The sequence below is a fragment of the Polaromonas sp. C04 genome, assembly GCF_002002705.1.
Classification (GTDB): domain Bacteria; phylum Pseudomonadota; class Gammaproteobacteria; order Burkholderiales; family Burkholderiaceae_C; genus Rhodoferax_A.
Genome location: NZ_MUNS01000028.1, coordinates 86648 through 101329 on the forward strand (window position 1 = coordinate 86648; position 14682 = coordinate 101329).

The window sequence follows — 14682 nt, forward strand, 5'->3', positions numbered from 1 at the left end:
CGTTTAACAAAACTTCACCCCCCGGTGCTGAACCCACAGAGCTGCTGCGGGTCATAATTCCTGCCACGTCCTGATGCCTGATGAATGAACTGACACCCTCCCCCTCGCGGCGGCTCCGAGCCTTCTCTGTTGCAGTGCAATGGGTGTTGTGGTTGTTGCTGGGTGCATGGCTGTTGCTGGGGCTGGCCTGGGGCGGGCTGCACGGCTGGATTGTGCCGCGAATCGGCGAGTTTCGCCCGATGCTCGAAATCCAGGCCAGCAAGGCACTGGGGGTACCGGTGCGCATCGGCGCCATCAGTGCGCAATCCACCGGCATGATCCCCTCGTTCGAGCTGCGCGACGTGACCCTGCTCGACGGCGCTGGCCGGGTGGCGCTGCGGCTGCCGCGCGTGCTGGCCGCGCTGTCGCCACGCTCGCTCTTAAGGCTGGGCTTCGAGCAGTTGTACATCGACCGGCCGGAGCTCGACATCCGCCGCACCGCGGACGGGAAAATCCTGGTCGGCGGGCTGGACTTCTCCAGCACCACCAGCCACGACGCCCGTGCGCTCGACTGGTTTTTTTCGCAAACCGAGTTTGTGATCCACGACGGCCTGCTGCGCTGGAGCGATGAGCAGCGCGGCGCGCCGCCGCTGGTGCTCCAGCAGGTCGATTTCGTGCTGCGCAACAAGGCGCGCAGCCACGCCATGCGCATCGACGCCACACCGCCGCCGCAGTGGGGCGAACGCTTTCACCTGGCAGCGCTGCTACGCCAGCCGCTCCTCGCCCGCCATAGCGGGCAATGGCAGCAGTGGGTAGGGCAGGTGTACGCCGACTTCGCGCGCGTCGATCTGGCGCAGTTGCACAGCTACGCCGATCTGCCGGATCTCACGGTGGAGCGCGGCAACGGCGCGGTGCGGGCCTGGGCCGACGTGAGCCATGGGCGGTTTACCGGCGGCACCTTCGATGTGGCGCTGGCCGAGGTCGCTGCCACGCTCGGGCCGCAGCTGCAGCCGCTGGTCCTGCAGTCGGTGGTCGGGCGGTTCGGGGGCCGGCTGCTGGCGGGCGGGTTCAACTTTTCCACGCAGGGGCTGCAGTTCAGCACGCCGGACGGTTTGCGCTGGCCCGGCGGCAATGCGCAGGTGACCTACACGCAAGCCGAGGGGCGCGTGCCGGCGCAAGGCGAGGTGCGGGCCGACAAGCTGGATCTGGCAGCCCTCACGCAAATCGCCGACCGCCTTCCCCTGAGCCCCGGCGCCCACGCGGCGCTCGCCGCCTACGCGCCCAAAGGCCTGGTCGAGCAGGTTGCCGGCAGTTGGCAGGGGCTGCTGGAGGCGCCCGTCAAGTTCAGCGCGCGCGGGCGCGTGGTGCAACTGGAGATTGCCGCGCAGCCCGCTGCGGCGCCACCCGGCCCGCCGGCCCACGTGCCTGTGAGTGCGCCAGTGGGCACGCCGGGTGTTCGCGGCGCAACGGTGGACTTCGACCTGACCCAGTCGAGCGGTAAGGCCCGGATCGCCATCCAGGCCGGCGCCCTGGACCTGCCGGGCGTGTTCGAGGACCCGGTGGTGCCGCTGGACCAGCTGGCCGCCGATGTGCAGTGGCAGGTCAACGGCGAGCAGATTGCCACGCAGCTCACGAATGTGAAATTCTCCAACGCGGACGCCCAGGGCGATCTGCAGCTCAGCTGGAAGACCAGCGACCCCGCGCACTCGCCCAGCCATGCGCGTTTTCCCGGCGTGCTGGACCTGCAGGGCAGCCTGGCGCGGGCGCAGGCCGCGCGCGTGTACCGCTACCTGCCGCTGGTGCTACCGGCATCGGTGCGCGACTATGTGCGCGACGCCGTGCTGGCGGGCAGCGCCAGCACGGTCAAGTTTGTCGTCAAGGGCGATCTGCACGACCTCCCGTTTGCCGATCCCAAACAAGGTGAATTCCACGTTGCGGCGAATCTGCAAAACACCACGTTTGCGTTTGTGCCGCGCAGCCTGCAGTCGGCGGGCGAGCTGCCCTGGCCGGCGCTGACCCAGCTCTCCGCCACGCTGGTGTTCGACCGCCAGTCCATGCAGATCAAGGGTGCCACGGGCAAGTTTGCGGGCGCGGGCGGTCTGCCGGTCACCAAGGCCGATGCGCAGATTGCCGACCTGGCGCATGCCGCCACCGTGGTGGTGGATGCGCAGACGAAAGGTCCGCTCAAGGACATGCTGGGCTTTGTGGCGGGCTCGCCGCTGGATGCCATGACGGGGCAGGCCCTGAGCCAGGCCAGTGCCAGCGGCCCGGCCGACCTGAAGCTGCATCTGGAGCTGCCGATTCACAGCATGGCCAAATCCAAAGTGCTGGGCAGCGTGACGCTGGCCGGCAACGACCTGCAGATGTCGCCCGGCACGCCGCTGCTGGGCAAGGCGCAGGGCGTGGTCAGCTTCACCGAGAGCGGGTTTGCCATCAACGGCGGGCAGGCGCGCATGCTGGGCGGCGACATCCGCATCGAGGGCGGCATGCGCGCGCCCACCGCCGCGCAGCCCGACTCGCCGATCGTGATCCGGGCCCAGGGCAGCGTCACGGCGCTGGCCCTGCAGCAGGCGCGCGAGCTGGGGGCTGTCGCGCGGCTCGCGCAAAACGCCACGGGCAGCACCACCTATGCCGCGGTGCTGGGGTTTCGCAAGGGTGTGCCCGATCTGTCGGTGACGAGCAGCCTGCAGGGGCTCGCGCTGAACCTGCCCGCGCCGCTGAACAAGAGCGCGGACGCAGCCCTGCCGCTGCACCTGGAGAGCAGACGGCTGCCCGGTGCCGCAGGCCAGGCGCAGGACCAGTTGAGCCTGGAGATCGGGCGCATCGCCTCTGCGACGTATGTGCGCGATCTCTCCGGCGCACAGGCGCGGGTCGTGCGCGGTGCCATCGGCGTCGGCTTGGGCGCGGGCGAGGCGCCCTCGCTGCCCGATGCGGGCGTGGTCGCCAGCGTGAATCTGGAGCGTCTCGATCTGGATGCGTGGCAGGCGCTGCTGCACCGGGCCGCCACGCCTGGCGCGGGCGCGGTTGCGTCCCAGGCGGCTACGCCGGTCGCCACGCCCGCCGACGAATCCGACTACCTGCCCACGGTGGTGGCGCTGCGCGCGCGCGAGTTGACGGTGCAGGGGCGCACGCTGCACAACGTCGTGGTGGGGGGCTCGCGCGATGGACGCACCTGGCGCGCCAATCTGGATGCCGACGAACTCGATGGCTACGCCGAGTACCGGCCCCCGTCGGGCGCGGGCGCCGGGCGCGTGTACGCACGGCTGGCGCGCCTGAAGATCGCCGCGAGTTCCACCAGCAAGGTCGAGGAGCTGCTCGAGAAGCCGACCGACAGCGTGCCGGCGCTGGATATCGTGGTGGACGATTTCGAGCTCAAGGGCAAGCGGCTCGGGCGCGTCGAGATCGACGCCGTGAATCGCGGCCCGGCGGCCGCGGCGCGCGAAGCCGGCGTCCGCGAGTGGCGGCTGAACAAGCTCAACATCACCCTGCCGGAGGCCACCTTCAGCGCGACTGGCAACTGGGCCGCGCCCGACGCGCAGGCCGCAGCGCCAGGCGGACTGCGCCGCACGATGATGAATTTCAAGCTGGACATCAACGACTCGGGCGCGCTGCTGGCGCGCTTCGGCATGAAGGACGTGATCCGCCGGGGCAAAGGCACGATGCAGGGCCAGGTGACCTGGACCGGCTCCCCGTTCACCCTGGACTACCCGACGATGGGCGGGCAGTTCAACGTCAACATCGAGAGCGGGCAGTTCCTCAAGGCCGATCCCGGCCTGGCCAAGCTGCTCGGCGTGCTCAGCCTGCAGTCGCTGCCGCGGCGCCTCACGCTCAATTTCAGCGACGTGTTCAGCGACGGTTTCGCGTTCGACTTCGTGCGCGGCGACGTCAAGATCAACCATGGCATCGCCGCCACCAACAACCTGCAGATGAAGGGCGTCAACGCGGCCGTGCTGATGGACGGCCAGGCCGATCTGGATCGCGAGACGCAGAGCATCCGCGTGGTGGTGGTGCCCGAACTCAACGCCGGCACGGCGTCCCTGATCGCCACCGCGATCAACCCGGCCATCGGCCTGGGCAGCTTTCTGGCGCAGTATTTCCTGCGGCGCCCGCTGATGGAAGCGGCAACCCAGGAGTTCCACATCGACGGGACCTGGACCGACCCCAAAATCACCAGGGTGGAGCACAAGACAGGAGTCACACAATGAAAGTTGCCGCCATCCAGATGGTCTCGGGCGTGAGTGCCGAGGTGAACCTGCGCCAGGCCCACGTGCTGCTGTCCGGGGCCGCGCACGCGGGGGCCGAACTGGCTGTGCTGCCCGAGTATTTTTGCCTGCTGGGCCGGCGCGACACCGACAAGCTCGCGGTGCAGGAGGTTTTTGGTGGCGGTGGCGGCAGTGGCGTGATCCAGCAGTTCCTGGCCGATACCGCGCGCGAACTCGGGCTGTGGATCGTCGGCGGCACGCTGCCGCTGGCGACACCCGATCCGGCGCATGTGCGCAACAGCACCCTGGTCTTCACGCCGCACGGCGAGTGCGTGGCGCGCTACGACAAGATCCACCTGTTTCGCTTCGACAACGGGCATGAGCGCTACGACGAATCGCGCGTACTCGAGCCGGGCCGCGAGCCCGTGATGTTCGATTTGCCCTCACGCGACGGCCATCGCTGGCGCGTGGGCTTGAGCGTGTGCTACGACCTGCGCTTTCCCGAGCTGTACCGCGCCTATGCCGCGCGCGGCGCCGAGTTGCTGCTGGTGCCCAGCGCCTTCACCCACACCACGGGCCAGGCGCACTGGGAGGTGCTGCTGCGCGCGCGCGCCATCGAGAACCTGGCCTATGTGGCGGCGCCGGCGCAGGGCGGCCTGCACGAGAACGGGCGCCGCACCTGGGGCCATTCGATGCTGGTGGATCCCTGGGGTGTGGTGATCCAGACGCTGGCCGAGGGCGCCGGTGTGGTGCTGGGCGAACTTGATGCGGCGCGGCTCCAGGTGGCGCGCCAGCAGCTGCCCGCACTGGAGCACCGCGTCCTGTGAGGGCCTCGCTGCGACCGGCGCTGGACAAGCTGGCGCTGGCCTGGCGCCGCTGGTCGCTCTGGGCCTTGCTGGCGGGGCTGGTGCTGGCCGTGCTCGCGACACTGGTGTTCCTGGCCGGGCGCTACGAGGCCAGCCAGGTGCAGGCCAAGCTCGAGCGCGACACGGCCAACACCATCGGCGACATCCGCGCCGGCCTGGCGCGCAATGTGCAAAGCCTGCAGGCCCTGCAGGCCGGCAGTCCGGCGCCCGAGGCCTGGGCGCTGCGCGCCCGTGCGCTGCTGCACGAGCGCCGTGAGCTGATGCGCATCGAATGGCGCGATGACGCACTGGCGATCCTGGAGCATGTGGACTCGCCGTTCCACGTGCCGGTGTTCAGCCGCTACGACCGCTCCATCGCGCAGTCCGACATGGCCCTGGCCTGTGCCAACGCGCACCGCTTCAGCGGGCCGGCTTACTCCAACAGCTATTTCGTGCCGCAGTCGGATGGGCTGGGCATGGAGATGATGGATGTGTGCCTGCCGCTCGCCAGCGGCGGGCAGCCGGCGGGCTATCTGGTGGCCACCTACTCGCTGCAGGAGATCCTGTCCGATCTGGTCGAGAAGCAGCTCACGCGCAGCCAGGAGGTGTCGTTCACCGAGGCCGACGGCACGCGCCTGGCGCTGCACGGCCAGGGCCGGCGCGGCTCGCGCGTGTTCACGGCGCAGCAGCTGCTGAATTTGCCGGGCTACACGCTGGTGCTGCGCATGGACAGCTGGCGCGCCGCTCCCGATCTGTTTCCCGATGTGCTGACCGCGCTGGTCAGCGTCATGTCGATTGCGCTGGTCTCGGTGCTGGTGCTGCTGGCCAAGGACATGCGCCGGCGCCTGCGCGCCGAGCGCGGCCTGGCCGATGCGCTGGCGTTTCGCAAAGCCATGGAGGACTCGCTGGTCACCGGGCTGCGTGCGCGCGACCTGCAGGGCCGCATCACCTATGTCAATCCGGCGTTTTGCCAGATGGTGGGCTTTGCGCCGGAGGAGCTGATGGGCCACAGCGTGCCCGCGCCCTACTGGCCGCCCGAGCAGGCCGACGAATACCGCCAGCGCCACGCGATCCGCATGAGCGGCAGCAGCGTGCCGCCGCGCGAAGGCTTCGAGTCGGTGTTCGTGCGCAAGGACGGCACGCGCTTTCCGGTGCTGATCATCGAGGCGCCGCTGATCGATGCGCAGGGCGTGCAGACCGGCTGGATGGGGGCCTGCCTGGACATCAGCGAGCAGCGCCGCGTGCAGGAACTCACGCGCGCCACGCAGGAGCGGCTGCAGGCCACCGCGCGGCTGGCCACGGTCGGCGAGATGGCCTCGCTCCTGAGCCACGAACTGAACCAGCCGCTGGCCGCCATCTCCAGCTATGCCACGGGCTCGATGAACCTGCTCCAGGGCGACCCGGGGCCGGACGGGCATTCTTCCCTGGCGCTGGCCATGCGCCGCATTGCCGAGCAGGCCGGGCGCGCGGGCAAAATCATCAAGAGCGTGCACGACTTCGTGCGCCGGCGCGACGAGGCGCGCGAGGTGGTGCGCCCGCAGGACCTGTTTGACGCCATCCTGCCGCTGATCAGTTTGCAGGCGGGCAAGCTCGGCGTGCGCGTGGAGCTGTCGTTCGAGAAAGACCTGCCCTCCGTGCTGTGCGACCGCACCATGGTCGAGCAGGTACTGCTGAATCTGGCGCGCAACGCCATGCAGGCGATGGACGAGCCGGCCATCACCCGGCGCCTGCTGGTGCTGGCGGTGCGGCGCACAGCGGCCACCGAGCGCACGGCGCACAGCCCCGGCTGGCTGGAGTTCTCGGTGGCAGACCTCGGTCCAGGCATTGCGCCGCAGGTTGCACAACAACTGTTCACGCCGTTTTTCACCACCAAGCGAGAGGGCATGGGGCTGGGCCTGAGCCTGTGCCGCACGGTGGTGGAGCAGCATGGCGGCTTCCTCGCGCTGCAGCCGAACCAGCCGCAGGGCATGATTTTCCGATTCACGTTGCCCGTTCATTCACCGGCCGCGGCCGCCGCAGATGCATAGCTGATTAGCGAGAGCCCCCACGCTTGCCACTGCGTGTGCTGCGCTGCCCCCGAGGGGGCTCACTTGCTCGGGGCGGCCCGTCGCTGCGTTAGGATGCGCCCATGCAACCCGCGTTGAATGCAACCGTTTTTTTGGTGGACGATGATGCCAGCGTGCGTGAAGCGCTGGCCTGGCTGCTGCGTTCGCGCCATGTGCCCAGCGACTCCTACGACAGTGCCGAGGCATTCATGCGAATGCTGCAAACCGGTTTCGTGCCGACCCAGCCCTGCTGCCTGTTGCTCGACGTGCGCATGCCGGGCATGAGCGGCCTGGCGCTATTCGACCAACTCGCCCTGCGCGGCCTGGTGCAGGCCATGCCGGTGATTTTTTTGACCGGGCACGCGGACGTGCCCACCGCCGTGGCCGCCGTGAAACGCGGCGCCTTCGACTTTTGCGAAAAGCCGTTTTCCGACAACGCACTGGTCGATCGCGTCGAGCAGGCGCTGCAGCAGTCGGCGCAGATCCTGCAGGCGCGCAGTGCGCAAACCAGCGTGCAGTCGCGCCTGGCCGGCCTGACCGAGCGCGAGCACGACGTGATGCGCCTGGTGGTGGAAGGCCTGCCCAACAAGCTGATTGCCGACCAGCTCAACATCAGCGTGCGCACGGTGGAGGTGCACCGCTCGCGGGTGTTCGACAAGATGGAAGTCAAGTCGGCCGTGGAGTTGGCCAATGCGCTGCGAAATGTATAGCGCATCGTGCACGCCACACAAGGGCTCAGGGCTTGCTTTCCTCTGAAATTGTGATGTCTGGCGCATCCTTCGGAGCCGGCTCCGGCAGCGTCAACTCGCCCTGCTTTCGGCCCGAGAACATGGTCCACCAGACGATCAGCAGCAGCGCCGCCAGGGCGGCCAGCGCTTCAACCAAAAGCAAAATCATGAATCGACTCCTGTGGCGGCTCTCGCGGTGTGTGGCCAGTGCGGCGATTGTAGGGACGCTGTGGGGCTGCGCCAGCGCGCCGCCCTACAACCCTGCGCGAGAGGCCGGTATCGCCGCCCCGGCGCCCGGCGCCCTGCCCGGCGACAACGGCCCGCTGCCGCCCGCCCTGCAGCGCGGCAAGAGCCGCTGGGTGCCGGTGCGCTGGGCCGATCTGCCGGGCTTTACCGACGACCATCTTTTCGAGGCCTGGAACGCCTGGATCAAGAGCTGCGAGCGCCCCGGCCCCACCTTTGCGCCGCTGTGCGCCGAGGTGCGCCGTCTGAGCATCGGCACGGGCGAGGAGCAGCGCGCCTGGATGATGCAGCGCCTGCAGCCGTACCGCGTGGAGCCGCTCGCAGCAGGCGGCCCCGGCGCGTCCGAGGGCCTGCTGACCGGCTACTACGAGCCGCTCATGGACGCCTCGCGCCTGCCCGGCCCCGGCTACACGGTGCCGCTGTACCGCCCGCCGGCCGGTTTGAACCAGCGCCGGCCCTGGTACACGCGCCAGCAAATCGACACGCTGCCCGAAGCCCGGGCGGCACTGCGCGGGAACGAGATTGCGTACGTGGCCGACCCGATCGATGCGCTGATTTTGCAGATCCAGGGCTCGGGGCGCTTGCGCATCGCCGAGCCCGACGGCAGCCAGCACCTGGTGCGGCTGGCGTTTGCTGGCACCAACGACCAGCCGTACCAGAGCGTGGGGCGCTGGCTGCTGGACCAGGGCGCCACCCGTGACGCGACCTGGCCGGGCATCCGCGCCTGGCTCGCGCAAAACCCGCAGCGCATGAACGAGCTGCTTTGGAGCAACCCGCGCGTTGTGTTCTTCCGCGAGGAGCCGCTGTCTGAACTGGACGCCGCCTTCGGCCCGCGCGGCGCCCAGGGCGTGGCGCTCACGCCCGGGCGCTCCATCGCGGTGGATGCCGCCAGCATTCCCTACGGCACGCCGGTCTGGCTCGCCTCCAGCGGCGCGCAGGTGAATCTGCAAAAACTGGTGTTGGCGCAAGACACCGGCAGCGCCATCGTGGGCGCGGTGCGGGCCGATTATTTTGCCGGCTGGGGCGCGCAGGCGGGGGAACTGGCGGGGCGGCTGAAGCAGCCGCTCAGGCTTTGGGTTTTGTGGCCAAAACAGGCTGAAACCCGGTAATAGTCTGGGTCGTTTGCTATCGAATAGTGAGCGTTGGCCGGCCTGGTCACGCGGGCCCGCGGCTCAGTAGTTGACGTTGACCACCACGCTATCGGTATAGGTGTCGGGCTGGAAGTCCGCCGACGCGGCGCGCGCGTAGACGGCGATGGACTGCGCCACTCCCGTGCCGGTGCCGGCCACGCCGTTGCCGGCGCTGGTCGCGGTCGCGGTGTTGCCCCAGACCGTGCTCAGCCCCGCGTTCTGGTACAGCTGGTACGGCACCTTGCTGCTATTGCCGCCGGTGCCCGACATTGCACCGGCGCCCGCGCTGTTGTTGTTCGACGGCAGCAGCCCGATGTAGTACGGTGTGGTGTTGCTGCAGGTCACGCTGATGCTGGTGTTGCCCGCGACGTTGGTGGCGGTCGGCGCGACCGTGCCGAGGTTCAGGTTCGAGGTCGCGCTCACGGTGCACTGCTTCGCGACCGACGCGCTGACGGTGAACCGGAAGTAGACCGACGTCGACGCGGTGCCGCATGTCGTCGGTGCGGTCCCGCTCTGGGCATCGTTGACCGTCAGCGCCGTGTCGCCGTTCGCATAGACATCCGCGTAGCTGTCGGGGATCGCGCCGGTCTGGCCGCCCAGCACCTGACCGTACAGCGTGGCCTGCTTATTGTTTGCACTGGCGCCCTTGGTCAGCGTGATGGGAATCTGCAATGGCGTCAGAAAGGTACCGAAGAACTGACTGCCCCAGACTTGGGTGCGGGCAGCGTCCTGGTACAGCTGGAACTGCAGCTTGTTCGCGCCGCTGCCGCTCATCAGCCGCGGGTTCGTCTGCGCACCGCCGGGCTCGCCGATGCTGAAGCACAGCAGCGCCGAATGGGTGTTGTTGTTGTCGCCATTGCTGCAGGTGTAGCTCAGCGTCGCGTTCACGGTGGTTAGACTGGCCAGCGGGTTCACCGTACCGAAACTGAGCGCGGTCATCGATGCGCTGGAGCAGGTGATGCCGCTGGCGGCACGCGCCGGCGCCGCGCCAAGCAGCAGCGCGAGCAGCATCAGCAGGGGCAGCAACGCCTTCATGGGGTGTCGGGGTGATGAACTCATGGTCTGGCCTCCAGGGTGCAGGAGAGCGGCCCGATCTGCGGAATACCGCCGCTCGCGTCCTTGTGGTAATCGAAGCGTGCGCTGCAGATGCCCTGCGGCGTGTGCACCGCAACAACGTTGTGCGCGGCCAGCGTGTCGAAGTACACGTCGCCGTCGTAGCCGACGAGCGCGGTGCCGGGTTGGCCATTCACCTGGACCCGGCTGCCCAGCGCCAGCGGCTTGCCGGTCGCGTCGACCAGCGTGACCGAGGCTGAACGCACCGGCGTGATGCCGAACTCGACCAGCGTGCCGGCGCGGTCGCCCGGGGTCGCAATCGCGTCCACGCGATCGATACGCAGATCCGCCGGCAGGTTCATCGGGTCGATGCCGAGCTTGTTGTTCTGGTACGCGTTCAGTGGCGTGACCAGCAGCTGGCCGTTGCCGTCGGTGCTGCCGACCGGGCGGTTTTCCAGCAGCACCGGCACGCCGGGCACGCCGTCGGTCGAGACCAGCGCGAACGCGTCGTTGATCTGGCGCGCGGCGAACGGGTGCCCGCCCATGAACACCAGCGCGCCATTCGCATCGCCGTACGCATATCGGGTGCCGTTGAACGCGCTCACGCCAGCGGTGTAGCGCCCCCAGCGGCCCAGGTAGTCGAGCTCGCCCTGACCGCCGTTCTGATCGTCGCCCTGGCGCAGCGCGGCGTTCCAGCCCCAGCCGCCCTCGCTCGGGGTTGCGCGGCTGGTGCTGGCCGTCACGAAGTTGCCGGTGTTGTCGTGCTGTAGCCCGGTGCTGACGCTGGTGCGCGCATCAAGCGCCCAGGTCAGGTTCACGAACACGCCGCGCAGATTGCGGTTCACCAGATCCTGGTTCGCGGTGACCGACAGCGTGGTCGCCCGACCCAGCGACTTGAACCAGCCGGCGCTGGCATAGCGCGACGCGGTTTGACCCGGGTACTGCTGGGACAGGTAGCTGAGCGAGAAGCTGCCGATATGGTCGGTGTTGTAGCCGACCGTGGCGCTGCCGCTGGCGCGCGCCGGAAGACTCCCATACAGCGCGGCTACGTCCTGGTAGGCGCCTTCGGTGCGGGTGCCGCTGAAAGCGACATTGAAGCGGCTGTCGGTCCAGTTGTAGCCCAGGCCGAGCTGCGAGCCGCTCTGCCCCGAGCCGCCGGAATGCGCGAGCGAGCCGGTCAGCACGCCGGCCCGTCCCAGCAGCCATGCGCCACCGGCGCCGGCGCTCGCCAGGCCGGCGGTCGCTTCGGCGTGCGTCTCGACGGTGAAGCTGTTGCTCAGGCCATAGCGCCAGGTGCCGCTGGCCACCAGGTCGCGCCCGTAGTCGTTCGACACCAGGCCGTAGTTCTGGCGCACGCGGCCGAGCTCGACCGACCAGCTGGACAGCCCCTGTTTCAGCAACTGCTGCGTGCCGTACAGCGAGAAGTTCAGCGTCGTGCTGCGGCCGAACGCGTCGGTCAGCACGACCTGCGCGTTGCCGGCGCCGCTGATGTTCGGCAGCGTGTTCAGCTGGAACGGGCCGGCCGGCACCTGGCCGTTGAACTGGCGCATGCCGTTCACGTACAGGTCGAGCTGTGACGGCAGCGTGGCCGAGCCCAGCAGCGCCGGCACCGGGGTCGTGATCTGGTACGGCTGCAGCGCGAAGTTGCTGCCGATCTGCAGGCCGCCGATGCGTGTGGCGCGGGTCCAGGTCAGCGCGTCGGTCAGCGTGTCGCCGACGCGAAGCGTCAGCAGCTTGTCCGGCCAGGACTGGCTCCAGGCGGTGTCCAGCCGCACTGACTGGCGCTGCCACGCCCCACCGTCGGCGCGCGTCTGCTGCGACAGCGCGGTGCTGCTCGCCACGCCCCAGGCGCCGAAGGCGCGCAGTTCGGTGAACGCGCTCAAGGACGCGGCCGAGCCCTCGCCCTGGGTGCCGTACAGGTCGTAGTTCAGCAGCAGGCCCGGCGACGTGGTGACCCTGTGCGGCGTGATGCCCGGCACGGTCAGCGCCGTTTCGGGGAGCTTCAGCAGCGACAGCGGCGCGGTAAGCAGCACGCGCTGCTGCTGTGCGTCGTACTGCACCTGCAGACCGGCCAGGCTTTGCAGGCGGACCGGGTCCGGGCCGCCGGCCGGCAACACGAACCCGAGCGCGCGCAGGCTGGCGGCCGGGGCCCAGAGCTGGCCGCCACGATCGCCGAAGTGCACGATGCCGCGCGCGCTGCCGTTCAGCGTCACGTCGAGGTACACGTCCTGCCCGTTCGCGCTGGCCAGGCTGTCGTCGGACGCGCCAGCGATCTGCGTTGCCGGGTCCGGGCCGGCATTCGCGACTTGCGCCCCACCGGCGAGCAAGGCCAGAGGCAGCAACAGGACCTCAGCGAGGACGCTCGGCCAGCGTGATGCTTTGGTCCGTCTTGCCATTGATCATGGCCTCCCAGCGGCCGCCGTCCGCAAGCGCGGCGGCCGGCACGCGCACCGCCCAGCGCATGCGCGCACCCGCCAACACATAGCCGAGCAGGCCGCGCGCGATGTCGCCGCGCTTGCCTGCTGCGTCGGTGTAGCCGACGTCGGCGATCTGGGCGTGCGTGCCGCCGCTGTTGCTGACTTCGAGCAGTAGCTTGTCGCCTTCGCGCCTGAGCGCCCATTGCAGTTGCGGTGCGCTGGCCGGCACGCCGGCCGGCTCGACGAACACCGGCACCGAGTAGCGCAGCACGTACTGCAGGCCCTTCTGGCTCGGGTCGTGCACCGGTAGTTCGTCGATGATCAGGCGGTACGCTTCCTCGGCGCCGCCGGCAGGCGGCGCGCCGAGCCGGATCGCGCGGATCAGCTGCCGGTCACCCGCCGCCAGCTCCACCATCGGCGGGCTCGCGACCAGGCCACGCGTCGTCGCGAGCTTGTCGGCATCGTCCTCCTGCGTCCAGCGGTAGACCCGCACCTGCGCATGCACCACGTTGTCGCCGGTGTTGCTGAGCCACAGGCCGTCGGCGTTCTGCGAGCTGGCCAGCGTCAGCGAGACCGGCGCGACCTGCAGGCCGCTGGCGAACGTGGCGGCACAGCCAAGCGCTGCAACGCAGGCGGCGAGACGGGGCAGCAGGAGGGAGAAGAGTCGGCGCATGTCTTGGGGTGGGCAGTTCGGGCTGCTCAGTAATGTACGCTGACCGTCACCGTGTCCGCATAGCGGTCCGGCATGAAGTTGACGTTGGTCACCTTCGCGTACACGGGGAACGAGACGGCGTTTGCCGCAGCCATGCCGGTGCCGGTGCCGGCGACGCCGTTGCCTCGGCTTGTGCTGGTGGCGGTGTTGCCCCAGACCTTCGTCAGCGCTGCGTTGGAGTAGAGGGTGTAGGGCACCTGAGCGCCGTTCCCCGCCTGCGCGCCGAACATCGCCCCCTTGCCGTTGCTCTTGCCGTTGGAGGGCGCGAGACCGATGTAGAACGGCGTCTTCTTCGAGCAGTTGACCTCGAGCGTCGTGCTGCCGTTGTAGTTCACGGCGCTGGACTGGGTCGTAACGGTGCCGAGGTCGATGGCCGTGGGCGAGAGGGTCACCGCACAGGACGAGGTGACGGTCATCTGGATGCGGAAGGTTGCGACCGCCGGCCCAGCGTGGGCGACACCGGCCAGCAGGGCTGTCATCGCGAGCCCGGCGATCGGTCGCGTGTTCATGCGCAGGCTCCTATAAAGGTTCGCGGCGTCCGCATGAAGTTGTGCGGACACCGGGTGGTGTGCAAACGAGTTGGGCGACCGTGCCGGCGCGGTCGCGCAGCGCGGATCAGTAGTTGACGTTGACCGTCACGGTGTCCGTGTAGGTGTCGGGCGTGAAGTCTGCGCTCGTGGCCTTGGCGTAGGCGGTGAACGAGACCGCGTTTCCGCTGGCCATGCCGGCGCCGGTGCCAGACTTGCCGTTGCCGACGCTGGAACTGGTTGCGGTGTTGCCCCAGGCGATGGAGTAGCCGGAATCCGAGTACAGCGTGTACGGCACCTTGTCAGCGTTGCTGCCGGTGCCCGACATCACGCCGGCGCCGACGGTGTTGTTGTTCGACGGCGACAGGCCGATGAAGAACGGCGTGCTCTTGGAGCAGTTCACCTTGAAGGTGGTGTTGCCCGTCTGGGTCACCGCGGCGGTCTGGGCGACCACGCTGCCGAGGTTGATGTTGGTCGGCGCAGTGGTCACCGAGCAGGACGAGGTGATCGTCATCTGGACCTGGAAGGTTGAGGTGGCGAGGCCGGCGTGTGCGGCGGCGGCACCGGCACCGAGGGCGATCAGGGCGAGCTTGGCAAAAAGTTGCTTATTCATATTAACTTTCCTTTCCTGCGGCGAGCCGCGTTGTAGAACCGTTTATAAGAGTTAGTACTTAAAAACCTTGGTACTACTCAAAACGTGACGAATGGTAGTTGCGACATGGAGTCAGCGTCAACGTTCAAAGCTCTTAGAAACGAGAAAAACAACACGTTTTCAACGACTTGGAGTCGATACTTAAAAAA

The 14682-nt window shown here is 68.6% G+C and carries 11 protein-coding genes; 5 read left to right on the forward strand and 6 right to left on the reverse strand.

The window, feature by feature from the left end; genetic code table 11:
- Positions 1 to 143 precede the first annotated feature (143 nt).
- From B0E49_RS08590 to B0E49_RS08605, 4 genes are all read left to right on the forward strand, one after another.
- On the forward strand, positions 144 to 4184 hold the full coding sequence (locus B0E49_RS08590; protein ID WP_286137887.1) for a YhdP family protein: 4041 nt from the start codon (positions 144 to 146) through the stop codon (positions 4182 to 4184).
- Positions 4181 to 5008 carry a carbon-nitrogen hydrolase family protein gene (locus tag B0E49_RS08595; protein ID WP_077561780.1) on the forward strand — a complete coding sequence of 276 codons (828 nt, stop codon included), beginning with the start codon at positions 4181 to 4183 and terminating at the stop codon, positions 5006 to 5008. Before B0E49_RS08590 ends, B0E49_RS08595 begins: the two co-directional genes overlap by 4 nt.
- Positions 5005 to 7053: a two-component system sensor histidine kinase NtrB gene (locus B0E49_RS08600; protein WP_077561781.1), complete on the forward strand. Its 2049-nt coding sequence runs from the start codon at positions 5005 to 5007 to the stop codon at positions 7051 to 7053. Before B0E49_RS08595 ends, B0E49_RS08600 begins: the two co-directional genes overlap by 4 nt.
- A 101-nt stretch (positions 7054 to 7154) precedes the next feature.
- Positions 7155 to 7781: a response regulator transcription factor gene (locus B0E49_RS08605; RefSeq protein WP_077561782.1), complete on the forward strand. Its 627-nt coding sequence runs from the start codon at positions 7155 to 7157 to the stop codon at positions 7779 to 7781.
- A 25-nt stretch (positions 7782 to 7806) separates the two neighbouring features.
- On the opposite strand, the gene B0E49_RS20490 is transcribed toward B0E49_RS08605, so the two are convergent.
- Complete coding sequence (locus B0E49_RS20490) at positions 7807 to 7968, reverse strand: hypothetical protein (protein WP_168175023.1); 162 nt, start codon at positions 7966 to 7968, stop codon at positions 7807 to 7809.
- Between B0E49_RS20490 and mltA the strand changes: the two genes are divergently transcribed.
- Positions 7901 to 9151: a murein transglycosylase A gene (gene mltA / locus B0E49_RS08610; RefSeq protein WP_144264504.1), complete on the forward strand. Its 1251-nt coding sequence runs from the start codon at positions 7901 to 7903 to the stop codon at positions 9149 to 9151. The two genes, B0E49_RS20490 and mltA, sit on opposite strands and share 68 nt — an antisense overlap.
- A 63-nt stretch (positions 9152 to 9214) precedes the next feature.
- On the opposite strand, the gene B0E49_RS08615 is transcribed toward mltA, so the two are convergent.
- From B0E49_RS08615 to B0E49_RS08635, 5 genes are all read right to left on the reverse strand, one after another.
- A complete protein-coding gene (locus B0E49_RS08615) occupies positions 9215 to 10231 on the reverse strand; it encodes a Csu type fimbrial protein (RefSeq protein WP_077561784.1) in 1017 nt (338 codons plus the stop codon).
- Positions 10228 to 12567 (reverse strand): fimbria/pilus outer membrane usher protein, encoded by a 2340-nt coding sequence (locus tag B0E49_RS08620; RefSeq protein WP_286137888.1) that lies wholly within the window; start codon positions 12565 to 12567, stop codon positions 10228 to 10230. The genes B0E49_RS08615 and B0E49_RS08620 overlap by 4 nt, the downstream gene beginning before the upstream one ends.
- 7 nt (positions 12568 to 12574) lie before the next feature.
- Entirely contained in the window at positions 12575 to 13315 is a 741-nt protein-coding gene (locus B0E49_RS08625; RefSeq protein ID WP_077561786.1) for a fimbrial biogenesis chaperone, read from the reverse strand.
- Positions 13316 to 13341: 26 nt separating this feature from the next.
- Positions 13342 to 13863 (reverse strand): Csu type fimbrial protein, encoded by a 522-nt coding sequence (locus tag B0E49_RS08630; RefSeq protein ID WP_077561787.1) that lies wholly within the window; start codon positions 13861 to 13863, stop codon positions 13342 to 13344.
- Positions 13864 to 13969: 106 nt separating this feature from the next.
- Entirely contained in the window at positions 13970 to 14494 is a 525-nt protein-coding gene (locus B0E49_RS08635) for a Csu type fimbrial protein (RefSeq protein WP_077561788.1), read from the reverse strand.
- Positions 14495 to 14682 lie beyond the last annotated feature (188 nt).